This window comes from Actinoplanes sp. NPDC051537, assembly GCF_055586105.1.
The window spans coordinates 156,884-179,711 of sequence record NZ_JBVJIU010000016.1; the positions used below are offsets into that span (position 1 = coordinate 156,884).

At 70.7% G+C, this 22,828-nt stretch carries 25 protein-coding genes; 10 read left to right on the forward strand and 15 right to left on the reverse strand.

What is annotated here, in order from left to right; all coding sequences use genetic code 11:
* Positions 1-327, reverse strand: coding sequence for a YbaB/EbfC family nucleoid-associated protein (locus tag ACZ6TB_RS34665; RefSeq protein WP_465561740.1), 327 nt, complete (start codon positions 325-327; stop codon positions 1-3).
* 154 nt (positions 328-481) lie between these two features.
* Between ACZ6TB_RS34665 and ACZ6TB_RS34670 the strand changes: the two genes are divergently transcribed.
* Positions 482-1,675, forward strand: a complete 1,194-nt coding sequence (locus tag ACZ6TB_RS34670) for a DNA polymerase III subunit delta' (protein ID WP_465561742.1) — start codon at positions 482-484, stop codon at positions 1,673-1,675.
* A 195-nt stretch (positions 1,676-1,870) separates the two neighbouring features.
* Here ACZ6TB_RS34670 and ACZ6TB_RS34675 read toward each other — a convergent pair whose 3' ends face one another.
* Together ACZ6TB_RS34675 and ACZ6TB_RS34680 are read right to left on the reverse strand one after the other, a co-directional pair.
* Positions 1,871-3,100, reverse strand: coding sequence for an MFS transporter (locus tag ACZ6TB_RS34675; RefSeq protein WP_465561744.1), 1,230 nt, complete (start codon positions 3,098-3,100; stop codon positions 1,871-1,873).
* Complete coding sequence (locus tag ACZ6TB_RS34680; RefSeq protein ID WP_465561746.1) at positions 3,097-3,663, reverse strand: TetR/AcrR family transcriptional regulator; 567 nt, start codon at positions 3,661-3,663, stop codon at positions 3,097-3,099. The genes ACZ6TB_RS34675 and ACZ6TB_RS34680 overlap by 4 nt, the downstream gene beginning before the upstream one ends.
* A 106-nt stretch (positions 3,664-3,769) precedes the next feature.
* Between ACZ6TB_RS34680 and ACZ6TB_RS34685 the strand changes: the two genes are divergently transcribed.
* On the forward strand, positions 3,770-4,948 hold the full coding sequence (locus tag ACZ6TB_RS34685) for a geranylgeranyl reductase family protein (RefSeq protein ID WP_465561748.1): 1,179 nt from the start codon (positions 3,770-3,772) through the stop codon (positions 4,946-4,948).
* 134 nt (positions 4,949-5,082) lie between these two features.
* Here the strand turns inward: ACZ6TB_RS34685 and ACZ6TB_RS34690 are convergent, their stop codons facing one another.
* From ACZ6TB_RS34690 to ACZ6TB_RS34720, 7 genes are all read right to left on the reverse strand, one after another.
* Positions 5,083-5,604 (reverse strand): DUF6226 family protein, encoded by a 522-nt coding sequence (locus ACZ6TB_RS34690; RefSeq protein WP_465561749.1) that lies wholly within the window; start codon positions 5,602-5,604, stop codon positions 5,083-5,085.
* Positions 5,605-5,680: 76 nt separating this feature from the next.
* Entirely contained in the window at positions 5,681-5,872 is a 192-nt protein-coding gene (locus ACZ6TB_RS34695) for a DUF397 domain-containing protein (protein ID WP_465561751.1), read from the reverse strand.
* A 149-nt stretch (positions 5,873-6,021) separates the two neighbouring features.
* Positions 6,022-6,228, reverse strand: coding sequence for a DUF397 domain-containing protein (locus ACZ6TB_RS34700; RefSeq protein ID WP_465561752.1), 207 nt, complete (start codon positions 6,226-6,228; stop codon positions 6,022-6,024).
* A gap of 213 nt (positions 6,229-6,441) precedes the next feature.
* A complete protein-coding gene (locus ACZ6TB_RS34705; RefSeq protein ID WP_465561754.1) occupies positions 6,442-6,633 on the reverse strand; it encodes a DUF397 domain-containing protein in 192 nt (63 codons plus the stop codon).
* Between the two features lie 63 nt (positions 6,634-6,696).
* Positions 6,697-7,614 carry a helix-turn-helix domain-containing protein gene (locus ACZ6TB_RS34710; protein WP_465561756.1) on the reverse strand — a complete coding sequence of 306 codons (918 nt, stop codon included), beginning with the start codon at positions 7,612-7,614 and terminating at the stop codon, positions 6,697-6,699.
* Positions 7,615-8,288: 674 nt separating this feature from the next.
* A complete protein-coding gene (locus ACZ6TB_RS34715) occupies positions 8,289-8,705 on the reverse strand; it encodes a DUF6232 family protein (protein WP_465561758.1) in 417 nt (138 codons plus the stop codon).
* Between the two features lie 242 nt (positions 8,706-8,947).
* A complete protein-coding gene (locus ACZ6TB_RS34720) occupies positions 8,948-9,382 on the reverse strand; it encodes a DUF6232 family protein (RefSeq protein ID WP_465561760.1) in 435 nt (144 codons plus the stop codon).
* A gap of 362 nt (positions 9,383-9,744) precedes the next feature.
* On the opposite strand from ACZ6TB_RS34720, the gene ACZ6TB_RS34725 reads away from it, so the two are divergent.
* Both ACZ6TB_RS34725 and ACZ6TB_RS34730 read left to right on the forward strand, forming a co-directional pair.
* On the forward strand, positions 9,745-10,203 hold the full coding sequence (locus ACZ6TB_RS34725) for a DUF2231 domain-containing protein (RefSeq protein WP_465561762.1): 459 nt from the start codon (positions 9,745-9,747) through the stop codon (positions 10,201-10,203).
* A gap of 57 nt (positions 10,204-10,260) precedes the next feature.
* Complete coding sequence (locus ACZ6TB_RS34730; RefSeq protein WP_465561764.1) at positions 10,261-11,211, forward strand: peptidoglycan-binding domain-containing protein; 951 nt, start codon at positions 10,261-10,263, stop codon at positions 11,209-11,211.
* Here ACZ6TB_RS34730 and ACZ6TB_RS34735 read toward each other — a convergent pair.
* From ACZ6TB_RS34735 to ku, 3 genes are read right to left on the reverse strand one after another with little or no spacing between them, the layout of a single operon-like run.
* On the reverse strand, positions 11,174-12,478 hold the full coding sequence (locus ACZ6TB_RS34735; RefSeq protein ID WP_465561766.1) for an MFS transporter: 1,305 nt from the start codon (positions 12,476-12,478) through the stop codon (positions 11,174-11,176). The two genes, ACZ6TB_RS34730 and ACZ6TB_RS34735, sit on opposite strands and share 38 nt — an antisense overlap.
* Before the next feature lie 40 nt (positions 12,479-12,518).
* Complete coding sequence (locus ACZ6TB_RS34740; RefSeq protein ID WP_465561768.1) at positions 12,519-13,007, reverse strand: NUDIX domain-containing protein; 489 nt, start codon at positions 13,005-13,007, stop codon at positions 12,519-12,521.
* 13 nt (positions 13,008-13,020) lie between these two features.
* Entirely contained in the window at positions 13,021-13,899 is an 879-nt protein-coding gene (gene ku, locus ACZ6TB_RS34745) for a non-homologous end joining protein Ku (RefSeq protein WP_465561770.1), read from the reverse strand.
* A 63-nt stretch (positions 13,900-13,962) separates the two neighbouring features.
* Here ku and ligD (ACZ6TB_RS34750) point away from each other — a divergent pair, with 63 nt between their 5' ends.
* Genes ligD (ACZ6TB_RS34750) through ACZ6TB_RS34775 form a run of 6 tightly spaced genes read left to right on the forward strand, consistent with a single transcriptional unit; the run spans position 13,963 to position 18,514 of the window.
* Complete coding sequence (gene ligD / locus ACZ6TB_RS34750) at positions 13,963-14,916, forward strand: non-homologous end-joining DNA ligase (protein WP_465561772.1); 954 nt, start codon at positions 13,963-13,965, stop codon at positions 14,914-14,916.
* Positions 14,906-15,817 (forward strand): non-homologous end-joining DNA ligase, encoded by a 912-nt coding sequence (gene ligD, locus ACZ6TB_RS34755; RefSeq protein WP_465561774.1) that lies wholly within the window; start codon positions 14,906-14,908, stop codon positions 15,815-15,817. The genes ligD (ACZ6TB_RS34750) and ligD (ACZ6TB_RS34755) overlap by 11 nt, the downstream gene beginning before the upstream one ends.
* Before the next feature lie 18 nt (positions 15,818-15,835).
* Complete coding sequence (locus ACZ6TB_RS34760; RefSeq protein ID WP_465561775.1) at positions 15,836-17,251, forward strand: Ig-like domain-containing protein; 1,416 nt, start codon at positions 15,836-15,838, stop codon at positions 17,249-17,251.
* Between the two features lie 7 nt (positions 17,252-17,258).
* Positions 17,259-17,756, forward strand: a complete 498-nt coding sequence (locus ACZ6TB_RS34765) for a VanZ family protein (RefSeq protein WP_465561777.1) — start codon at positions 17,259-17,261, stop codon at positions 17,754-17,756.
* A 3-nt stretch (positions 17,757-17,759) separates the two neighbouring features.
* Entirely contained in the window at positions 17,760-18,104 is a 345-nt protein-coding gene (locus ACZ6TB_RS34770) for a PadR family transcriptional regulator (RefSeq protein WP_465561778.1), read from the forward strand.
* Positions 18,101-18,514, forward strand: coding sequence for an HAAS signaling domain-containing protein (locus tag ACZ6TB_RS34775; protein WP_465561780.1), 414 nt, complete (start codon positions 18,101-18,103; stop codon positions 18,512-18,514). Before ACZ6TB_RS34770 ends, ACZ6TB_RS34775 begins: the two co-directional genes overlap by 4 nt.
* A 17-nt stretch (positions 18,515-18,531) precedes the next feature.
* On the opposite strand, the gene ACZ6TB_RS34780 is transcribed toward ACZ6TB_RS34775, so the two are convergent.
* Positions 18,532-20,193 (reverse strand): DNA repair helicase XPB, encoded by a 1,662-nt coding sequence (locus ACZ6TB_RS34780; RefSeq protein WP_465561782.1) that lies wholly within the window; start codon positions 20,191-20,193, stop codon positions 18,532-18,534.
* Between the two features lie 130 nt (positions 20,194-20,323).
* Positions 20,324-22,756: a helicase-associated domain-containing protein gene (locus tag ACZ6TB_RS34785; RefSeq protein WP_465561783.1), complete on the reverse strand. Its 2,433-nt coding sequence runs from the start codon at positions 22,754-22,756 to the stop codon at positions 20,324-20,326.
* Positions 22,757-22,828 lie beyond the last annotated feature (72 nt).

Consider the following 22,828-nt stretch of genomic DNA (forward strand, 5'->3'; position numbering starts at 1 on the left):
TCAGTCCTCTTTCAGCGGGTGCAGCTTTCCGAAGATCTCGCCGTGCAGCTTGGCCCGAGCCCATCGGGCCGCTTCCGCGGCGCCGGTCACCACCGACTGGATCTCACGGGCGAACTCGTCCGTGCTGCGATGTTGCAGCGAACCCGATATGCGTACGTCCGTGATCTCTCCAGCGGCCGTGACCACCACCTCGATCGAATCGTCCGGTGAGTGCACCGACACGGAATGCGACGCGACGGCCTTGTCGAACTCGCCGCGCAGCTGATCGAGACGTCGGTATCGATCGATTGCCTCGTCGATCCACGCCTCGTCGATCTCGCGCGCCATGGCCCAGGCTCCTCACCTTGCGTCAGCGCCTAGTCGCTTTCCGGGACCAAGACCGTACCCGGAAGCGTGACTCCTTCGCTACGGCCGGTTGTCCTCTGTGGATAACCGGCCGCGAAGTTCGGAACTGTCGGACCCGCGCAATACCATTCCGGGCGTGAGTGACGTCTTCGCAGACCTGGTGGGTCAGGACGAGCCGGTCGAGACGCTGCGCCGCGCCGCCGGGGCCGCCGCCCGGGTCGTGGCCGGCGAGCAGGTGGCCGCCGGCGCGATGACGCACGCCTGGATCTTCACCGGCCCCCCGGGGTCGGGCCGGTCGGTCGCGGCCCGGGCCTTCGCCGCCGCCCTCGAGTGCGAGCGCGGCGGCATCGGCTGCGGCGAGTGCCACGGCTGCCACACCGCGCTCGGCCGCACTCACGCCGACGTGCGCTTCGTCGTCCCCGAGGGCCTCTCGATCGGCGTCAACGAGATGCGGGCGCTCGTCCTGCGGGCGGCCAGCGCCCCTTCCGGCGGCCGCTGGCAGGTCGTCGTGATCGAGGACGCCGACCGCCTCACCGAGCAGGCGGGCAACGCGCTGCTCAAGGCGATCGAGGAGCCGCCGCCCCGCACGGTCTTCCTGCTCTGCGCGCCGTCGACGCACCCCGACGACATCTCGGTGACCATCCGCTCGCGCTGCCGAGTCGTCGCCCTGCGCCAGCCCCCGGCCACGGCCGTCGCCGAGGTCCTGACCCGCCGTGACGGCGTCGCCCCCGACGTGGCGGCGTGGGCTGCCGCGGCCGCCCAGGGCCACGTCGGCCGGGCGAAACGGCTGGCCGGCGACTCCGAGGCCCGGGGGCGCCGCGAGGCCGTCCTGGCCGTTCCCCGGCGCCTCACCGGCGTCGGCGCCTGCTACGACGCCGCCTCCGCCCTGATCAAGTCGGCCGAGGCCGAGGCGGCCGAGGCGATCGCCGAGACCGATGCCGCCGAGCGCGCGGCCCTCGAGCAGGCCCTCGGCGCGGGCGGCACGGGCCGGGGCGCGGCCGGCGCCATGCGCGGCGCCGCCGGCCAGATCAAAGACCTCGAGAAACGGCAGCGTTCCCGGGCCACCCGATCGAAGCGGGACGCGCTCGACCGCGCCCTGGTCGACCTGGCCGGCTTCTACCGCGACGTGCTGATAACCAAGCTGCGGGCGCCGGTCTCGGTCGTCCACACCGACGTGGCCGCCCAGTCCGAGGCCGCCGCCGGCAAGTGGAGCGCCGAGAGCACCCTCCGCCGCCTCGAGGCCGTCCTGGCCTGCCGCGACGCCATCGACCAGAACGTGAAGCCCGACATCGCCGTAGAGGCCATGATGCTCACCCTCTGGCGCGGCTGAGCGGCACCGCGGCTGAGCGCACCGTCGGGGGAGCGGGCCGGGCGCGGGAAACTAAGCCGGGCCGCGCTTGGGGCGCCGGGCTGACGCGAAGGGCGGGGGGCGGCTGGACCGGGAGCGGCGAGCCGGGAGCGCGGGGCAAGGCCGGGCCGGCACCACGGGGCAAGGCCGGGCCGGCACCACGGGGAGCGCGACCAATCACCCGGCCTCGGGGCTCAGCGGCTTCACCGCGCCGGCCAGGGCGATGGCCACGACCAGGACGCCGGCGACCGCCAGCAGGCCCCTCAGCACCGTCACGTGGTCGCCGAGGAAGCCGACCAACGGCGGTCCGCCCAGGAACGCGCAATAGCCGATCGTGGCCACCACGCTGACCCGCGGCGCGGCGTGTGCGGGATCGTCGGCGGCCGCGCTCATGCCGACCGGGAAGCCCAGCGACGCGCCGAAGCCCCACAGCAGCACGCCCGCGAACGCCACCGCCGGCGCCGCGCCGAAGACAAACAAGGCCAGGCCGACCAGGCTCACCCCGGCCAGGACCCGGACCACCGGCACCCGGCCGTAACGGTCGAGCCAGCCCGGCCCGAACCAGCGGCCCAGCGTCATCGCGGCCAGGAACACCGCGAACGCCAGCGTGCCGACCGTGGCCGGCACGCCGTAGCCGTCGATCATCGCGACGCTGATCCAGTCGATGCCGGCGCCCTCGGTGAACGCGAAGGCCAGCACGAACACGCCGATCAGCACCGTGCGCGGCTCGCGCCAGGTGTCCAGCGTGCGGCGCAGCCGGCTGGCCGGCGGAGCGGCGTGCGCCGGCTCGATCGGCACCGGCAGGTCGGCCTCGGCCGCCGCCGAGTCGTCGGGAACGAACGCCTGCACCGACATCATCACGACGATCGCCACGAGGATCGCGGCGACCGCCAGGTGGACCGTGACCGAGACGTGCAGCGCCACCGCCGCGGCCCCGGCCAGCGCGCCGGCGACCGTGCCGACGCTGTAGCCGGCGTGGAAGCGCGGCATGATCGCCCGGCCCAGGCGACGCTCGACGATCGCGGCCTGCACGTTCATGGCGACGTCCCAGGCGCCGTTCGCGAAGCCGTAGAAGAACAACGCCACCACCACCGGCAGCACCCCGAACCGGTAGCCGATCGCGGCCGCCGACAGCGAGACGCCGAGCAGCGCGGCCATCGCGGTGACGGTGCGCCGGGAGCCGAAATGGGCCACGATCTGCCCGGCCGCCACCAGCGACACGATCGAGCCGAGGGCGATCGCGAGCAGCACGAGGCCGAGCCGCGAAGGCGTCAGATGCAGCTGGTCGCGGACCTGCGGGATGCGGGCGGCCCAGCTCGCGCCCGCGAAGCCCATGAGGATGAAGGCCGCGTACACCGCCCGGGTTGCGCTCCGGACCGGCGCCGCGACGGTGGTCACCGCGCTCACGAGCACCCCACCATGCGGCTCACGATCGCTCGGGTGTCGGCGCGCTCGAACGTCGCCGTGGACAGCGTCATGTGCATGACCAAGCCCTCGATGAGCGCGTCGACCCCGCGTGCGGTCACCGGATCGACATATCGCTCCAGCACGGTGCGTGACCGGCGCATCCAGGACTCGGTCACGCTGCGGAGCGCGGGATTACGCAGCGCGGCGAGATATAGCTCGTACGCGATGAACCAGTCCCGTTGATCGGCTCCGGCATCGCCGTGGATCAGGTCGGTCACCGCGTCAACAAAACCTTGCTCATCCCGTACGCCCTCGAAATGCGCCTCATAGAGCGGGGACATCTGTTCGGCATGTCGCTGAAAGGCCTGCCCGAGCAGGTCGTCGAGTCCTTCGAAGTGATAGGTGAGCGAGCCCAGTGGCACGTCGGCGGCGGCCGCGATCCGGCGCATGGTCGTGCCCGTGACGCCGTAGTTCGCGACCACCCCGATGGCCGCGTCCACGATCCGGCTCTTGCGCTCGGGGTCGTAACGCCGCGGCGAGCGGGCCGCCGGCACGGCCGTCACGACTTCACCGTGGCCACGCCGCGTGACACCGCGTTGTGGCCGACAGTCACCGTCGACCGGGCGATCGAGACGGTCCGAATCTCCATGTGCCTAGCGTACCGGGGATATGTACGCCCGTACACAAGTCTCGGGTTTAGACTCTCGGCTCGTGATCGCTGAGCCGCCCTGGGATGTCGCCGTGATCGGGGCCGGCCCCGCCGGGCTCGCCGCCGCCCACGCCGCGGCAACCGCCGGCGCTCGCACGATCGTCCTCGAGCGCGCGACTCATCCGCGCTACAAGACGTGCGGCGGTGGCCTGATCGGCACCTCGCTGGCGATCGCCGAGCCCCGCCTCGAGACCGTCCCCGGCCGCGACACGATCGACGCGATCACCTTCAGCCAGGGCGGCCGGCGCACCTTCACCCGGCACTCCCGTGATCGGCGCCCGCTGCTGACCATGGTCCGCCGCGACGACTTCGACCACGCCTGGTACGAGGCGGCGCTCAAGGCCGGCGCCACGGTCCGGCAGAACTGTCAGGTGCGCTCGATCTCGTCGTCGCCCGAGACCGCCACTGTCACGCTGGCCGACGGCGAGGAGATCATCGCGTCCACGGTGATCGGCGCCGACGGCTCGGCCGGCATCAGCTCGCGCCACGTCGGCGTCACGTTTGATCAGCAGGACCTGGGCCTCGAGGTGGAGCTGTCGGCAACGCCGGACGATCGCGCGACGTGGCGAGGGCGTGTTCTGCTCGACTGGGGCCCGGTCCCCGGCTCGTACGGCTGGGTTTTCCCGAAGGACGACGAGCTCACGGTCGGCGTGATCATGACCAAGGGCCACGGCGCCGAGACGAAGCAATATCTGCGCGATTTCGTCGCGCGGCTGGGTCTGGCCGACCGCCCGGTGGTACGCGACTCGGGGCACCTGACCCGCTGCCGCCGCCCCGACGCGCCGCTGCGCCGCGACCGCGTGATCGTGACGGGCGACGCGGCCGGCCTGCTCGAGCCGTGGACCCGCGAGGGAATCAGCTACGCCCTGCGCTCCGGCTCGTGGGCCGGGGCCGCGGCCGCCGCCGGTGACCTGGCCGCCTACGAGCGCCGGATCCGGGCCGAGCTCGTCCCCGAGATGATCGCCGGTCGCCGCCTGCTGTCCGTCTTCAGCCGGCGCCCGCTGCTGGTGCACGCCGCGATGGCAACCCCGATCGGCTGGCGCGCCTTCGAGCAGTTCTGTCGAGGCGAGCTGGCGATGGCCAGCGTGATCCACCGTCCCGGCATCCACGCGGCGGTGTCTTTGCTCGGCGGCCGCTGAGGCCCGGCGTGATGCCGCGTTGTCGCTTGCGCGGCGGCGATCGGCGACGGTGACACGGGTGCCGGCGGCGGTCTGCGCGAAGCGACGGTGCGCGAGGCGGCAATGCGGCGGGGAGACGCGAGAAGGTGGAGCGGTCAGGACCGCCGCGGCCAGGGTGCCCACTGCACGGCGGCCGCGAAGCCGCCTCGCCGGGCGTCTCGGGCATCGCGGCTGGCCAGCGGGCCCTCGCGGCGGGCGCTCAAGCCGACGCCGATCAGGCGGGTCTCGAACCATGAGCCGCCGACGCCGCGTCGTACCCGCTCCCAGAGGCCGCCCTCGATCAGGGCGCCCACCTGGGTTCGCAGGACGCCGACCAGCTCGGCCGGCTCCTCGCCGCAGGCGTCGCATCCGCAGGCCGGGAGCACCTCGGCCCACCAGCGACCGAGGCGGACCATCAAACCGGGGAAGTCGGTGAAGGCCACGGCCAGCGGACCGGCCGCGGGCGTACGCGGAATGAGCCGCACCATCCGCACCAGGGCGTCCTCGGGCCCCAGCAGCTCTTTCGTCTCCCGCCGCTCGACGATGTAGCGCTCGTTGAGGTCGTCGAGCAGGGTCTCGGCCGCGTCGTGCAACACCGCGAAGCGCGCGGTGCCGGGTGCGTGCGGTTGGGCCGTCACGAGCGCCAGTATGCCCCGGTCGACCCGGTTCGGCCTCCGCTACGAGAGAGGTTGGCGAATGGTGAACGGTCGTTAACTAGTCGAATTCGCCCGCTTTGACGCCCTCCAGGAACGCCTGCCACTCCTCGGAGGTGAACACCAGCGGCGCGACTCCGGCGTTTCGCGGGTCGCGCACGAGCACGCCGTCGACGGTCCGCCCGACCTCGACACACGCGTTGGTGCTGCAGAAGCTGCTCTTCCGCCAGGTCGCGGCTTCATGGGTGGTCATCGGTGAACCTGACCTTCCACATCCATGGCGTCGCGACGCAACCCGGTGCCGGCCGCACCCGGTTGCGCGCTGATCGATCGAAATCAGCCGCGTCGAACGAAATCAGGCCGCGTCGATCGAGATCAGGTCGCGCGAACGCCGTTCGGCTCTCAGAGGTCGAACTGGCCGGCCTTCAAGGCCGACAAGAACGCCGCCCATTCGGCGGCGGAGAAGGAGAGGACCGCTCCATCGGGGTCCTTGGCATCGCGTACGAAAAAGTTGCCGTCCACCGTGGCGATCTCGACGCAGGCATTCGACCCGCAGCGCGAGGACCGCCGCCACTGCACGTGTTCCGCCGGCTTGATCAATTTGCGCACCTCCAGACGGTTCCGTCCTCCACGGTAAGGGAGCGACGGAAGTCCCCGCAGGAGCTGAGATGAGTGAAACCCGACCTAATGCTCGATTCATCCCCGAAACGCAGTTATGTCACCGGCGTTTACGCCCGTTAAGCGAACTTTGTCGCATGTTCGGGGATCATGGCGGGGGCCCTACTGGCGGTGTGCGCCGGGCAGGGCCTCCACAACACTCGGCTAAAAGCTGAACTCGCCCTGCTGAACGCCCTCGACGAAGGCGACCCACTCCTCCGGGGTGAACGTCAGCGGAGCGCTATCTGGGTTCTTGGAATCACGCACGAGGTAGCCGTTGTCGACCTTGGCGACCTCGACACAGGCGCTGCTGCCGCACCGGCTGCTCTTACGCCAGTTGACCGAGTTGGACTTCATTGTCAGCTCTCCACACACAAGTACCCGCAGCCCGAACCGGTGCTGCGGGGTTCGGGTTTGGGGTTACGGGTCTTTCCTGTTGCGGATCTGCGCTTCCAGGTCTTTTATCCGGTCACCTACGAAGTTGATTGTGTCTTCCTCGGTGGCCGCATCGTTCCACGTTTTGTCGAACCGATCGCGATGCCGGCGTACTGATGGATCCTCCACGATCTCGTCCTGCAATCCGGTCTCCCGATACAGCACTTCGCTGCGCTCTTCGGCCTCGCCGGATCTGAGGGTGAGGAGGTCGAACGTGGCGTTATTGGTGACCGCCCGATTGAAGTCGAACGGAATCATCCGTATTTTAATCTTCCCGGCGGTGGCCAAGTCTTTCAATTCGCGCAATTGCTCGAGCACAACTTCGGGAACGCCGAGCGTGCGGCGGAACACCGACTCGTCGAACAGCGCGTAGACGGTCAACCCGTTGCCCAGGCGGGAAAGCAGCGTCTCTCGGCGCAGCCGGCGAGCCTCCGCACGGGCCCGGCGGGCGGACGTGTCGATGTCGCCGTCACTGAAGATTTCGAGATTGGCCCGGGTATATGCCGGCACCTGGAGCGGGCCGGGCATGTGGAAGACCTGGTAATAACGGATCTCCACGGCCTCGGCCTCGTACTCGACCAGCCGGAGCATGGCGGGCGTCATGTGCTCTCGGAGACCCGGCTTCTGGTACCACTCGCCGCGTTGCCGGGTGCGGGCGACCTTTGCCAGATTCACCAGATCGGCGACGGTCGCGCGGTCCTTGATATTGAGGTAGGTCAACAGCGGCTTCAGATCGTTCGGCGCGATGCTGACGTCGCCGTTCTCGATCCGAATGACCTTGCTGAGGCTCCACTCCATCGCCTCGGCGACGTCGGACTGCGTGAAACCGGCAGCCTCGCGTGCCTCGCGCAGCGCGATGCGTACGCGACGTCGCGCGATCGTCGGCGAGACGTCCTCGGCCACTGTCTCTCGTCAGTCCCTCGATGTCGTGAAGCGCCAAAGTGCTACGTCGCAGTCAGCCACCACGCGGGCGGCGAGGTGGCATCATGCTATCCACTGTCTTATCAAAACGACGAAGCCCATACTCGGTGTTTGCCCAAATGAGATGAGTCACCACGCGATATCTCGACGTGATCGCCGGGACGTCGCCATCGCTCCGGTGTCGTGCCTGGTCGGAGCGGTTCCGGGCGGGGTCGGCGGGCTTCGCTCATCATCGGGCGCCGGTCCGTGGGCGCTGCCGGGTGCACTCCTGCGGGTGACGTCGCCGCACCGGGCCGGAAACAGAAAAAGCGACACCCGGTTGCCGCCGGGTGCCGCTATGTTCTTGCCCGCACTGTCGAGTACAGCATGGCCACAAGTCTGGGGGCCACCCTTCAACCTGCTATCTGGCACATTGCGCGAGGCGTCGCCCAGACGGTGGCGCGCGCGGCCGACGGCGACTACGCCGCGTCGCGCATCAGTGAGCGACTTACCCTCGGCCATGAGGTCCTTCAAAGTCCGGCGACGGGGATCGCGCGGTACCTGCGACGTCGCTGATAGCCAGCGCGCAGGAAGCGAAATCGCGCAGCAGCCTACTCAGCGCCGACCCGGGAGGGAAATCGGCGTACGTCAGTTCGGGGGACGCCGGCGCCGCCATTTCAGCCGGCGACCAGGCGGTAGGCCCGCCGTTCCATGGTGCGTCGCAGCGCCCGCGTGACCTGGTTGAAGACCCGCGGGTCGGGCGAGGTGTAGATGATGACGTCCTGCGCCCGGTAGCGCGCCCGGATCTCCCAGGCGTGCCGTCCGCGCCGCCGCAGCGCGTACACCGAGACCGCGACCAGGGCGACGGCCAGCGGCGCGGCGCCCTTGAGGCCGAATTGGAGGCCGGCGACGACGGTGAGGGCGAGCAGGCCGATTCCGAGAACGAATTCCAGGCCGGACGGTCCGGCATCGACGGTGCGCTCCAGCCGTACGTCATCGAGGTCGTCGATCGCGAAGATCTGGACCACCGGGGTCTGCCAGACGAAATGGGTGTCGGTGATGACGGCGTCGGGACCGCGGTAATACGTGCGCACTTCCGGTTCCCCTCTCGCATGGCCGAAGAGAGAGAAACGGCGCCTGGTTGCCGCCAGACGCCGTTGTGACTCTCCCCTCGAAAATCCGCCCTCCGGACTGTCTGTATCGAGTACAGCATGGCCACAAGTCTGCTCGCTACCGTTCAACCTGCCATATCGCAGATTGCGCACAAGCTACTCTGAATTGATCTCCGTTATCCCAGCTCAGGGCCTTGACGCCGCGGCAGAATGGCACGGTGCCGTCATGCCGCGGCGACTCCACCTAGTGGGCGGGACTCCTCGATGGCCCGCCGCAGGGCCCGGCTGACCTGGTGGAAGATCCGCTCGTCGGACGAGGAAAACAGCGTCACCTGCTGGTCGCGGTACATCGCGCGCAGCTCCCAGCGGCGTGGACGGTGCTGATCGATGACCATGCAGGCCAGGCAGACGGCCAGAGCCACGGCGCCGAGTGAGACGCCGATCAGCACGCCGCCGGCGGCCGAGATGACCGCCGCCGCGACCAGGACGGCCGCGGCGGCAAAGGGAACGACGGTGGTCAGCTCCACGCCTTCGTGTTCGGCGCCGGCGATTCCGACCTCGCGCAGGTCGCGAATCGCGAAACGACCGGGCGGCGAACCGCGCCGGACGAAGAGTTCGCTGGTCACGACGGCTGCGGGCCCACGGTAGTAAATACGCATGGCGAACTCCCTCCCCGTACTCCTTGCGAGAACAGGGATGTGCGAGCCACCATTGGCGCAGAGAGAATTCCCCGCCTCGCTCATACGGAGCTCAGAGGCGACAACGGCACCCGGTTGCCGCCGGGTGCCGTTGCGGTGTCTCCCCTTCAACTCCGCCTTGTTCTTTTAGTAGAACACGCCACCCGGCAATCCGCTACAACTCAATCTGCCATGTTGCAGATTGCGTACAAGCTGAGTACTGGTGGGTAGCATGCGTCACTACCGCCCTTCTGCGGCGTTTCATTGACGTATGCACCGGGTAGGCCTCACACGGAAGCCACGACGAACCTACGATTTACGCAGGTAGGAAGGGCGATGACCGGATGGAGAGCCGCCTCAGCATCGCGGGACAAGCGGTGCAGCCCGTCCTCGTGATGTTCCCTTTGGGACTGTTCACGATGGCTGTGATCTTCGACGTCGCGAACCTGTCGGGCGGCCCCGGCATGCTCGGGGCGCTCGCCTACTGGAACATCGTGGCCGGCCTGGCCGGTGGTTTCCTCGCCCTGGTGGCCGGCGTGATCGACGTCGGCTTCGTGCGCCGCCCGACCGCGAAACGGGTCGGCGTGCTGCGCGTCCTGGTGAACATGGGCGTGCTGTTCCTCTTCGCCGTCATTCTCATGGTGCGGGTCGGCGCGCACGACCGGGCCGCCGGCGTCGGACTTCTGCTCATCGAATTGCTGGCCCTGGCCATCTCCGGATTCGGCTTGTGGTTCGGCGGCGAACTGGCCAACGGCCGCATGCCCGCCTTTGCCAAAGCCGCGACGCAAAACCGCGGTTACTGACTCCTTCATCCGGCCGGGGTGATTCCCCGGGGGCGCTGGTCACCGCACGCTGTTGCCGTGAATGCGGCACGAGCGCGGTGGCTGGGCGCGGGCGGGACGGCACTTGTCCTGGCGCTGTCCGGATGCGGCGGCGGGGACAATGACAATGCCGACGAGGCCCGAGCGGACCTGGCGAAACAGGTCGGCGAATTCTGCGACAGCGCCGCGGCGTACGTCAAAGCTCTGGATCGTTACGGTGACCTGCTCACCCAGACCGCCCCGACGGTCGGCGACGTCACCGAGGCCGGCGCCGATCTCGCCAAGCCCCGCGACGACGTGATCGCCGCCGCCGAGGACGTCGAGAAGGCCAAGGGCAAGGTAGCCAAGATCGAGACGAGCCCGAGCGCCGGGCCCTCGATCGCGCCGGCCACCATCGACCGGGTCAAGCAGGCCGACGCCGACTTCACCGCGGCCCAGCAAGGCATCTCCGCGCAGACCCCGATCCGCCAGGCGTCCGAGCGGTTCAACGCCGCCGCCGTGGCCCTCGAGATGGCCTGGGTGCGGGTGCTGGACGAGGGCGGGTGCCTGGACGAGAGCCAGCAGCGGGCCGCCCGCGACTACACGCTGGCCATCCAGAAGTCGCTGGCCGAGGCCGGCTACTACGAGAACGAGATCGACGGCGTCTACGGGCCGGCCACGGTCGACGCCGTCGAGGCCCTCCAGAAGAAGAACGGCCTGCCGGTCACCGGGACCGTGGACAAGGCCACCGACGCGGCGCTGCGGGCCGAGCTGGCGGCCAAGGGGCAGGAGACGGGGGCGCAGACCGCCGCCGTGCAGCAGACGCTGAAGCTGGCCGGCCACTGGCCGGGGCCGGTCGACGGGGTGTGGACGCCGGAGCTGACCGAGGCGCTCAAGGCGTTCCAGACCGAGCTGAAGGTGGAGCCGACCGGCGCCGTCGACGCGGCCACGATCGCCGCGGTCGAGAACGCCCTCAAGCCGAAGGGGCCGGCGCCGTCGACTTCGAGCTAGACGCGGCCAGCCAGGCCTCGTCGGCCGCCTTCTTGCGGGCCGGGCCGTCCTTGCCGTCGTACCGCAGGAACTGGGGGAGGGCGGCGGCCAGCACGACCGAGCCGGCCATGCACAGGACGCCGCCCACCCAGATCGAGCCGCCCACGCCGAGGCGGGTGCGGGCCATCAGGCCGGAGCGGAGCTGGCCCAGGAGCGGGCCGGTCGTGTAGGAGAGCATCTCGATGCCGGCGAGGCGGCCGCGCAGGTGGTCGGGGATGGTCTGGCTCCAGACGATGGACCGGAAGATCCCCGAGATCATGTCGGCCCCGCCGGCGAAGGCGAGACAGAAGAGCGTCAGCCACAGGGTGTGCGACAGGCCCACGCCGACGATGCCGAGGCCCCAGAGGGCGCCCGCGACCAGCACCAACAGGCCGTGCCGATGGGCTCGCGCGGTCCAGCCCGAGGTGAAGGTGGCGATCAGCGAGCCGACCGAGGGCGCGGCGTAGAGCAGGCCGAGGATGCGTGGGCCGCCCAGTTGCGTGGCCAGGAACGGGTAGAGGGCGGTCGGCATGCCGAAGAACATCGCGTTGATGTCGACCAGGTAGGTGCCGAGCAGCTCGGGGCGGGACTTGGCGTACCGCAGGCCGATGACCACCGACCGGATCGACGGCCGGTCGGCCTCGGGCGGGGGCGGCACCGCCCGGACGAGCGTCAGGCAGGTCAGCGACACGGCGAAGGTGAGCAGGTCGAACGCGTACACCCAGGCCAGGTCGATCGCCGAGATGAGCAGTCCGGCCAGGGCGGGGCCGCCGAGCTGGGCGATCTGCATGCTGAGCGACTGCAACGCCATCACGGCCGGCAGCTGCTCGGGCTCGACCAGACGCGGGACCATCGCCTCGAGGGCCGGACGTTGCAGGCCGTCGACGCACGCGGTGAGGGCGGCGATCACGTAGAGCAGCCACAGGTGCGGGCGGTCGGACAGCGCGTTGAGCAGCAGGATGCCGCTCAGGCCGGCCATCGCGAACTCGCCGCCGCGGACCAGCAACCGGCGGTCGACGTAGTCGGCGAGCGCGCCGCCCACGAACGCCATGATCAGCAGCGGGACCAGCTCGCAGACGCCGAGCAGGCCGACCATCAGCGGGTCTTCGGTGAGCTTGGCGACCTGGTACGGGATGGTGACGTAGCTGATGAACGAGCCGAACGCCGTGACCGCGCCGCCGGTGAAGACGAGTCGGTAGTCACGGGAAGTTCGTAACGGGCTCAGGTCGAGACCGAGGCGCTTGCTCACGAACCGTGACTCTAAGTCGCGGACCGTGGCGGCGGCCACCTCATTTCAGCACGAGACGTCCCGTGGCCTCGTACGACGCAAGATCGTTAAGGGTTTCCTCGAGGACGAACGACTTCGGCCCGGGCAGCTCGTCGAGCGGGAAGAATCCGGCGTCGACCGATTCGTCCGTCTGCCGCAGCAGCTCACCCTCCCAGGTGTGGATGCGGAAGCTCATCAGGATCTGCTGGTACGTGTGCCCGTAGTCGTTCGTGTACGTGTACGCGCTGTAGAACGCGAACGGGGTCAGCGACGTCGCCCGCAGGCCCGTCTCCTCCCACACCTCGCGGATCGCGCACTCCTCCATGCTCTCGCCGAGCTCCATCGCACCGGCCGGGATCGCCCAGCGATGGTTGTCGGAGCGCTGGATCAGCAGCAGCCGGTTCTGGTCGTCCATGACCACGCCCCGCGCCCCGACGAAGAGGATCGTGTCGGTATCACCGACGCTCGCCCGCACCCTGCCCAGATAAGACTCAGCCCACGTCAACGCCACGGGGCAACTCTAGTCAGGCCGACTTCTTGGCCGCCTTCTTGGCGGGCGCGACCTTCTTGGCCGCGGTTTTCTTGGCGGGCGCGGCCTTCTTGGCCGGAGGGGCGGCTTCCTCACCCCGCGCCTTCTTGGCCCGCTCGACCGACGCCTTGAGCGCCGCCATCAGGTCGACCGCGGCGGCCGGCGCCTCCTCGGCCTCCTCCGGCTGCACGATCTCGCGCCCCTCGACCTTGGCGTCGATGACCTCCTGGAGGGCGGCCCGGTAGTTGTCGGTGAACTCGTCGGCCTTGAAGCTGCCCGCCATCGAGTCGATCAGCGACGACGCCATCGCGAGCTCGGCCGGCCGCGTCTCGATGTCCTCGTCGAGGAAGCCGAACTCCGGCGTGCGCACCTCGTCGGGCCAGAGCATGGTGTTGAGCACGAGCACGCCCTCATGCACCCGCAGCGTGGCCAGCTGCTCGCGCTGACGCAGGGCGATCTTGACGATCGCCACCCGGTCGGCGTCCTGCAGGGCGTCGCGGAGCAGCACGTACGGCTTGGCCGCCTGTCCCTCGGGCTCGAGGTAATACGCCTTCGCGAACAGGATCGGGTCGATCTGCTCGGCCGGGACGAACTCCAGCACGTCGATCGCCCGGGACGTGGTCAGCGGCAGATCGGCGAAGTCCTCGTCGGTGAGGATCACCATCTCGCCGCCGCCGATGTCGTAGCCCTTGGCGATGTCGTCGTAGGTGACGACCTCGCCGTCGATCGAGCAGGTGCGCTGGTATTTGATCCGGCCGCCGTCGGTGCGATGCACCTGGTGGAACCGGATGTCCTTTTCCTCGGTCGCGGAGTACAGCTTCACGGCGATCGACACCAGGCCGAACGAAACCGCGCCTTTCCAGATCGCGCGCATGGCTTCAGGATTACATTACTGAGACGCCTGCGTAAGGTCTTCGACCTTGCCTAAGGTGATCAGGTGCCTGGTGCGCCGCTCTCTCCGATGCTCGCCACCGCGGGCGCGCTGCCGGTCGGGCCGGGCTGGAGCTACGAGTTCAAGTGGGACGGGGTACGCGTTCTCGCCCTGTTCGCCGGCGGTCCACCCGAGCTGTTCGCGCGCTCCGGTGCGCTGGTCACTGCCGCCTACCCGGAGATCGCCGACCTGCATCTGCCCGAGGGCACGCTGCTCGACGGCGAGATGGTGGTGCTCGACGCGAAGGGGCGGCCGTCGTTCACCGCGCTGGCCGAGCGCATGCACGTGCGCGACCCGAACCGGGCCGCCCGGCTGGCGGTGACGGCGCCGGTGACGTACATGATCTTCGATCTGCTCTTCCACGAGGGCATGGACCTCACCGGCCTGCCCTATCTGGCCCGCCGGGAGCGGCTCGAGGAGCTCGAGCTCGCCGGCATGCGCTGGATGGTCCCGCCGTCGTTCGGCGACGGCGCCGCCACCGAGTCCGCGGCCCGGGAGAACAGCCTCGAGGGCGTCGTCGCCAAGCGCAGCGACTCGATCTATCTGCCCGGCTCGCGCTCGCCCGACTGGGTCAAGGTGAAGTTCGACCGCACCGGCGACTACGTGATCGGCGGGTGGCGTTCGGGCGCGCGCAAGCTCGGCGGCCTGCTGGTCGGGGTGCCCGGCGAGGACGGGCTGGCGTTCCGCGGCCGGGTCGGCGGCGGGATCGGGGCGGTGGCCGAGAGAGAGCTGCTCGCCCGGCTCGAACCGCTGGCCCGGCGAGATTCACCGTTCGCGCCCGGCGTGGTTCCGCGAGAGGATGCCAAGGGCGCCCACTGGGTGGACCCCGAGCTGGTGGTCGAGGTCCGCTACGGCAACCGGACGCCGGACGGGCGCTTGCGCTTCCCGCGCTTCCTGCGGGTGCGCGACGACAAGACGCCGCAGGAGTGCGCCGAGGAGGACGACGAGGATGGCAGCTGACCGGTTCCTCGTCTCGATCGGCGGGCGCGATCTCGAGCTCTCCAACCTCGACAAGCTGATGTTCCCGGCCGCGGGCTTCACCAAGGGCGAGGTCATCGACTACTACACCCGGGTGGCGCCGGTGATCCTGCCGCACCTGGCCGACCGGGCCGTCACCCGCATCCGCTATCCCAACGGCGTCGAGGGCGCGCACTTCTTCGAGAAGAACAAGCCCGGTGGTACGCCCGACTGGGTCCGCCTGGAGACGCTGCCCGTGCCCGGGTCCACCAAGAGCCGGGAGACGATCGATTTCGTGGTGGTGGACGACCTGCCGACCCTGGTCTGGCTGGCCAACCTCGCGGCGCTCGAGCTGCACACCCCACAGTGGCGGGTCGGCCGCGATCCGGACCTGCTCGTCGTCGACCTCGATCCCGGCGCGCCGGCCGGCCTCAAGGAGTGCAGCGCGGTGGCGGCGCTGATGCGGGACCGGCTCGCCGAGGACGGGGTGGCGGCCTATCCGAAGACGTCCGGGAAGAAGGGCATGCAACTGTGCTGCCCGATCTCGGGAACCCAATCGGCGGAGACGGCTTCGGCGTACGCGAAAAAGGTCGCCGAAGAGCTCGCGGCGATGGTGCCCGCCTCGATCACCGCCAAGATGGCGAAGGCCGTGCGGCCGGGAAAGATCTTCATCGACTGGAGCCAGAACGCGGCGGCCAAGACGACGGTCACGCCGTATTCGCTGCGGGCGCAGGAGTTCCCGACCGTGTCGACGCCGCTGACCTGGGACGAGGTCGAGGCTGTCGCCACCGGTCGGACCGAGCCGAAGCACTACCGGGCGGGCGAGGTGCTCGACCGCATCGAGAAGCACGGCGATCTGCTTGCCGATCTTCTGACCGCGGGGCCGATGCTGCCCATCGATTGATCCCCCTATTGTTCGCGCATGCGCAACAGGTGGGCCGCGACGGCGGCGGTGGCGGTTTCGTTGATGGTGCCCGGCGCGTTGCCGGCTTCGGCCGCCGAACCGGATTCGCTCGCCCTGGTCTCGACCGGTCTGACCACCGGGCAGCGGGTCGGCACCCGGCTGGGCGTGCATCCGGTCTGGACCGGCGACGTCGCCGCGGTCGACGTGCTGATCGGCGACCGGGTGACGACCGTGACCCCGGCCATCGCGCTGGCGAACGGTCTGCGCCTGCGCTTCCTGGCGGCCGAGGAGGACACCGACGTCGACGTCACCGTGCGGGTCCGGGACGCGGCCGGCGGCAGCGCCGAGGCGACGACCCGGGTGCGCGTCGACCTGACGCCGCCCTACGCCGTCCCGATCACGCCGGCGAACGGCGCGATCGTCACCGGCCTCGTCACCGTCACCTTCGCCGTGCCCGACGACGTCGCCGAGATCGTGGTGACCGACACCCCGTACGGACCGGTGCTGGCCCGGCTCACCTCGGCGCCCTGGACCATGACGTTCGACTCGACCAAGGTCAGCGGTTATCTGTTCGTCACGATGACCGACCAGGCCGGCAACTTCGCGACGTACGACCAGCGCTACCACCCGGACAACGACGGTCCCACCCTGCAGACGCCGGTCTGGACGTCCCGCGGCGAGGGCAACGTCCTGCCCGGCGGGGTGACCGGTCTCTACCTGAGCCTGAAGGATCAGTCCAAGGTGGCGCGCGTCGAGTTCTGGGCGGACGGGGCGCTGCGGGCGACCGGCACCTCCTTCGGCTACGACTTCGGCCGGACGAGCCGGACGGTCGCCGCCGAGGTCCGCGCCTGGGACGTGCTCGGCAACGAGAAGACCACCCCGATGACCTTCCGCGTGGACGCCAAGGCACCGGTCGTCGTCGCGGTGACGCCCGCCTCCGGCGCCCTGGTGCGCGGCTCGCGGATCGGCACCACGCTGCGGGCGACCGACGACGTCTCCGGGATCGGCGCGGTCTGGCTGGACAACGCGTACAGCTACCGCACCTCCGCGCCGTACAGCGGCTGGGTTCCGGCCGGGAAGGACGGCCTCAAGGCCATCCGGTGGCACGTGGCGGACAAGGTCTACAACGAGACGACGTACACGCGCTACGTGACCGTCGACAACACCCGCCCGACCCTGAAGATCATCAAGGCGCCGAAGAACAAGGCCAAGGTCAAGGGCACGGTGACGGTGACCGCGTCGGCGTCGGACCGCAACGGCGTCAGCCGGGTCGAGCTCCTGATCAACGGCAAGCTCGTGGCCCGGGACGTCAAGGCCGGTTACGCCTTCTCGATCAAGACCGCGAAATACGGCAAGACGATCAAAATGCAGCTGCGGGCGTACGACCGGGCCGGCAACGTGGTCTACACCACCGCCCGGACCTGGAAGCGGTAGCCGCCGCGTGGTCGACACGCGCATCGCCTGGATCGTCGCCACCCGGCCGGCGACCCTGGCGGTGCTCGGGCTGACGCTGCTGCTGGCCTGGCCGCTCGGTCGGCGCCGCGGGGCGACCGGGGTGCTGTTCGTGGTGACGCTCGGCGCGATCCTGGCCGCGACCGCCACCACGCAGCTGTTCCATTTCGGGGTCGCGGACGTGCGGCCCTATCTCGATCAGTTCGGCCATCCCGGGTACGTCTTCGGCGGCTTCGCGGGCAACGTCGAACGGCTCTGCAACATCGCCCTGTTCCTGCCGCTCGGCCTGCTCGCGACGCTGCTGTGGCGCCGGCCGTGGGTGGTCGTCGCCTCCTGCGCGGGGCTCAGCTTTCTGCTCGAGGCCTGGCAGGCCGTCATCGGCCGGGGCGGGGACGCGATCGACGTCGCGCACAACACCGTGGGAGCGGCGCTGGGGGTGGGTCTGGCGCGGGGGTTGGCGTACCTTGCGTCGCAAGGTACCGTGTGAGGCATGGCAGATGTCGGGCAACTGGCGACCAGCCTGCGCCGCGGGACGCTCGAGTTCTGTGTGCTCGCCATGGTCGAGCAAGAGGATCGCTACGGCACCGAGATCGTTCGCCGCCTCGGCGACGAGCCCGGCCTGGCCGCGAGCGAGGGCACGATCTACCCGCTGCTCTCCCGGTTGCGCCGGGTGGGCTGGCTGGACAGCAAGTGGGCGGAGTCGCCGTCGGGGCCGCCCCGGCGGTATTACGGGCTGACCGCCGGCGGGCGGTCCGCGCTCGAGCACTTCCGCACCGAGTGGGTTTCGTTTCGACAGACCGTCGACCGTCTCGTGGGAACCGGTGAGGCCGCATGAAGACCAAGAGCACCGACGTCGTCGCGGAATATCTGCACGAGGTTGACCTGCGCCTGGCCGGGATGCCCGTGCTCCAGCGCCGCGAGCTGCTGGCCGACCTGGCCGCGCACATCGCGAGCGAGCGGGCCGAGCGCGACCTGTCGACCGAGGGCGAGCTGATCGAGGTGCTCGAGCGGCTCGGCAGCCCCGAGGTGGTGGCGGCGGCCGCGCACGAGGAGGCGGGCACCCGTCCCGAGCCGCCGCCGCGCCGGCGTCCGGCCTGGGTCTGGCCGGTGGTCCTCGGGGTGAGCGGGCTGCTGCTGGTCGTGGTCCTGGGGCTGTGCGCGTTCTCGTTCTTCTGGGCCCGATCGAGCGGGCCGGAGCCGATGACGACGGCCCCGGCACCGATCCCGACGTTCTCGTCGCGCTGAAACCTCGCGCCGAATCTCTAGTCGATCTGGGGGAGCGGCGGGCCGAGCACGTCATCGGCGTCGACGATCGTGTACGCGTACCCCTGCTCGGCCAGGAATCGCTGGCGATGGGCCGCGTACTCGGTGTCGATCGTGTCGCGCGAGACCACGGTGTAGAAGTGCGCCTGCCGCCCGTCCGCCTTCGGCCGCAGCACCCGGCCGAGCCGCTGCGCCTCCTCCTGCCGCGAGCCGAACGTGCCGGACACCTGGATCGCGACCGCCGCCTCGGGCAGGTCGATCGAGAAGTTGCCGACCTTCGAGATGACCAGCGTCTTCAGCGAGCCGTCCCGGAAGGCGTCGAACAGCCTCTCCCGCTCCTTGTTCGTCGTCGCGCCCTGCAGGATCGGCGCCTGCAGGAACTCGCCGAGCTCGTGCAGCTGGTCGATGTAGGCGCCGATGACCAGGATCTGCTCGCCCGGGTGCCGGTCGACCAGCGCCTTGACGACCGGCAGCTTGGTGCGGGCCGTGGCGGCCACCCGGTAGCGCTCCTCGGCGTCGGTCACCGCGTACGTCATCCGCTCCGCCTCGGTGAGGGTGACCCGCACCTCGACGCACTCGGCCGGCGCGATCCACCCCTGGGCCTCGATGTCCTTCCAGGGCGCGTCGTAGCGCTTGGGCCCGATCAGCGAGAAGACGTCGCCCTCCCGGCCGTCCTCGCGCACCAGCGTGGCGGTGAGGCCGAGCCGGCGGCGGGCCTGCAGGTCGGCGGTGAACCGGAAGATCGGCGCGGGCAGCAGGTGCACCTCGTCGTAGATCACCAGGCCCCAGTCGCGGGCGCCGAACAGGTCGAGGTGGGTGAACGCGCCGCCGCGGCGGGCGGTGAGCACCTGGTAGGTCGCGATGGTGACCGGGCGGATCTCCTTCCGCTCGCCCGAGTACTCGCCGATCTCCTCCTCGGTGAGCGACGTGCGGGCGATCAGCTCGCGCTTCCACTGCCGGCCGGCCACCGTGTTGGTGACCAGGATCAGCGTGGTCGCCTTGGCCGTCGCCATCGCGGCGGCGCCGACCAGCGTCTTTCCGGCGCCACAGGGCAGCACCACGACGCCGGAGCCGCCGGCCCAGAAGCCGTCCACCGCCTCCTGCTGGTACGACCGGAGGTGCCATCCATCCTCGGCCAGGTCGATCTCGTGCGCCTCGCCGTCGACGTAGCCGGCCAGGTCTTCCGCCGGCCAGCCCAGCTTGAGCAGCGCCTGCTTGAGCCGGCCGCGCTCGGACGGGTGCACCACGATCGTCTCGTCGTCGACCCGGGCGCCGAGCATGCCGGCCAGCTTCTTGGACTTCGCCACCTCGATCAGGACGATCTTGTCGAGGCCGCGGAGCACGAGGCCGTGCACCGGGTCGTTCAGCAACTGGAGACGGCCGTACCGGTCCATCGTCTCGGCGACGTCGACCAGCAGCGCGTTGGGCACCGGGTAGCGCGAGAAGCGGATCAGCGAGTCGACCACGCCCTCGGCGTCGTGCCCGGCGGCCCGCGCGTTCCACAGCCCGAGCGGGGTCAGCCGGTAGGTGTGCACGTGCTCGGGCGACCGCTCGAGCTCGGCGAAGGGCGCGATGGCCATGCGGCAGGCCTTCGCGTCCGGGTGGTCGACCTCGAGTAGGAGTGTTTTGTCCGACTGCACGATCAGTGGTCCGCCGCTCACCGAAGTCCCTCTCTTACGCGAAAGCCGACCCTCCAGTTTGCCACGGTGCAACCTCGCCGCCGATCCCCGCGTTTATTGATATGCGGGATCAGGTCGCGCGATGGCTTCGGGGGCGTGCGACCTGACCCCGTCACTCCTCCTGCTCGGGCACCGCCGCGGTGATCCGGTGCAGGGCGAAGGTGTGCAGCGTCTCCGTGCGCTCGTCCTCGGCCCGCAGGTACCCGGCGCTCAGCGACACCGGGCGCACCAGCCTCGACAGCGTGGCGCCGTGCGAATCGACATAACCCACCCAGACCCGGGCCTTTTCCCGTACGGCCTGTTGCAGCACCGCCATCGCCTCGCCGTGCCGCTGCACCGACGTGAGACCGGTCACGCCGTGCCCGTTGGCGGCGCGCACGGTGACCGGGGCGCGGCGGGCGGCCCGGGTGGCGATGTCACCCTTGCGGATCTGCTCGACCACCCCGGCGAGACGTGGTCCGGCGAGGACGGGGGGTCCGGCCTGGTCGGAGAGGCGGGCGGCCAGCGACGTACGCGTCGGAGCCCGTCGCACCTTGGGCCGGGAGAGCACCGCGGCGCCGCCGGCGTCCTCGGCGACCGGCGCGAAGCCCGCGTCCCGCAGCGCGGTCAGCAACCGGGTCGTCTGCGCCGGGCTGACCAGCACGGTGGGCGCGATCTGGCGCAGGCTCAGCGGGCCGAACCGCTTGTCCGCCAGCACCTCGGCGATCAGCGCCTCGTCGTCGCTGCGCAGGTAGGAACCGGCCGAGCCGGTGCGCAGGCCGCCGTGCCGCCGGGCGGCGTCGTCGATCATGTAGGTCAGCGTCTGCGGCACCGGCGTGCGCGAGCGGCGCTTGAACAGCGCGTGCAGCTCGCTCGCCGGGTAGCCGACGTCGAGCGCCCGCCGGATGCTGGCCGCGGTCACCCGGAACACGCTCGCGCCGCCCGCCGACTCCGGTTCGGCCACCACGTCGAGCTCGGCCGCGAGCTCGGGCTCCGGCGGCCCGGGCACCACCACGGACAGGTCGGCCTGCACCAGGATGTGATCGACCGGGGCGGGCAGCAGGCCGTCCAGCAGCCGCAACGAGTCGCTGCTCTGGTGCGCGGCGGAGGCCCGCACGCCGAGCGGATCGGTCTCGTCGGCGTCGTCCTGGTCTTCCAAGATCAGGCGGGCGTACGAGGTGAGGGCGCCCAGTGCGGTGACGCCCAGCAGCGCGGCGCCGCCCAGGGCGTCCCGGTGTGCCGCCTCGCGGCCACGGGCTCGCCGCGGCGCCTGCCAGGCCAGCAACTCGAGCACCTCGTCGGCGCCGGCCGCGGTGCCCGGCTCGAGGTCGGCGAGCACGAGCAGCGCCTCCCGCCGGGCCTGCGGCGCGCCGGCCCGCTCGGCCTCGGGGGCGAGCGCGTTGATCGGGCGGTCCCGGTCGTCGCGGGTGCCGACCAGGCCGGGCTGACGGGTCATCGCGAGCCAGGCGCGGGTCAGCGTGTGCCAGCGCTGGGCAATGCTGAGCGCGCGCCACAGGTCGAACGCGCCGGTGGGCAGGAAGATCTCGTCGACCGGCGCGCCGGCCCGGCTGACCGTCACCGAGCGGGAGGAGCCGTGCGCGTCGGCCTCGCCGAGCAGGCCGGCCGCGTACGCGATCTCGATGAGCAGCGCCGTGCCCGTCTCGTCGAGCCCGGCCGAGCGGGAGAGCCGGCGCAGGTCGCGGACGCCGAGGCCGCCGGCGCGCAGGACCGGCGCGGGCTCGGCCGCGAGCGCGTCGAGCAGCGCCTCGGTGCTGCGGACCGCCTCCATCACCTGCCCGGCCCCGGCCGAGTCGACCGATTTCCGGTCGCGGCGGGAGCCCTCGGGCAGCGGCGGGAACGGGCGCAGCTCGCCGAGCGGGCCGGTCTCGCGGCGCAGCAGCATGCCCACCTCGCGGGGCAGCTCGACCAGCTCGCCGTCGGGACGCGGCGACCGGCCGGCCTCGCCGATCGGCACCAGCACGTGCTGGTCGATCAGCCAGCGGACGGGCTCGGCCATCGAGTCGCGGCCGAGCGCGCCGATGGGCGGCCCGGCGGCGAGCCGGTCGAGAACCGCCCGCGCGGCCGGCGGGGCGGCCAGGACCGTGCGGCGCAGCTTGGCCCGGTCGGCGACCAGCGCGGCGGCCTGCGGGTCGAGGTAGTCGGCGGGCCGGCCGAGACCGGCCGGATAGGGGGACGTGACCTCGTCGACCGCGCCGGTGACCTCCAGCGCCTCCTCGGGACCGTGCAGCAGGAAGCGCACCCGGAGCCGGTCGACGGCGGCCCGCACGTCGTCGGCGGAGACCCCGCCGGCCAGTTCGAGCACGGCGTCGACCGAGGTCAGGGCGGTGGTGGGGGACCGGCCGAGCCGGGCCGCGTCGAGGATGCGCAGGGTGAACTCGTCCAGCCCGTCCAGGCAGCGGGCGACCGAGCCGCGGGACTGCGCCCGAACGGCCAGCGCGGAGACGTCGGCGGGCAGCGGCACGACGAGGTCGGGGCGCAGCTGGATGAGCGCGCTCAGCGCCTCGTCCGTGAGCGCGCGCAGCTGATCGGCGAATGTGGTGGGCATCGTTCTCAACGCTAGCCGCCGTGGGACGATATTGAGGTGTCCGGGCGTCGCGCCCGGTTCCGCGAACACCTG

Bases quoted from the DNA above. Each gene is read 5' to 3' on its own strand.
- ligD (WP_465561774.1), top strand. From the start codon at position 14,906: ATGGCAGCTGACCGGTTCCTCGTCTCGATCGGCGGGCGCGATCTCGAG.
- ku (WP_465561770.1), bottom strand. From the start codon at position 13,899: ATGCGCGCGATCTGGAAAGGCGCGGTTTCGTTCGGCCTGGTGTCGATC.
- ACZ6TB_RS34665 (WP_465561740.1), bottom strand. From the start codon at position 327: ATGGCGCGCGAGATCGACGAGGCGTGGATCGACGAGGCAATCGATCGA.
- ACZ6TB_RS34695 (WP_465561751.1), bottom strand. From the start codon at position 5,872: ATGACCACCCATGAAGCCGCGACCTGGCGGAAGAGCAGCTTCTGCAGC.
- ACZ6TB_RS34705 (WP_465561754.1), bottom strand. From the start codon at position 6,633: ATGAAGTCCAACTCGGTCAACTGGCGTAAGAGCAGCCGGTGCGGCAGC.
- ACZ6TB_RS34720 (WP_465561760.1), bottom strand. From the start codon at position 9,382: ATGCGTATTTACTACCGTGGGCCCGCAGCCGTCGTGACCAGCGAACTC.
- ACZ6TB_RS34770 (WP_465561778.1), top strand. From the start codon at position 17,760: ATGGCAGATGTCGGGCAACTGGCGACCAGCCTGCGCCGCGGGACGCTC.
- ACZ6TB_RS34685 (WP_465561748.1), top strand. From the start codon at position 3,770: ATGTACGCCCGTACACAAGTCTCGGGTTTAGACTCTCGGCTCGTGATC.
- ACZ6TB_RS34760 (WP_465561775.1), top strand. From the start codon at position 15,836: ATGCGCAACAGGTGGGCCGCGACGGCGGCGGTGGCGGTTTCGTTGATG.
- ACZ6TB_RS34775 (WP_465561780.1), top strand. From the start codon at position 18,101: ATGAAGACCAAGAGCACCGACGTCGTCGCGGAATATCTGCACGAGGTT.
- ACZ6TB_RS34725 (WP_465561762.1), top strand. From the start codon at position 9,745: ATGGAGAGCCGCCTCAGCATCGCGGGACAAGCGGTGCAGCCCGTCCTC.
- ACZ6TB_RS34785 (WP_465561783.1), bottom strand. From the start codon at position 22,756: ATGCCCACCACATTCGCCGATCAGCTGCGCGCGCTCACGGACGAGGCG.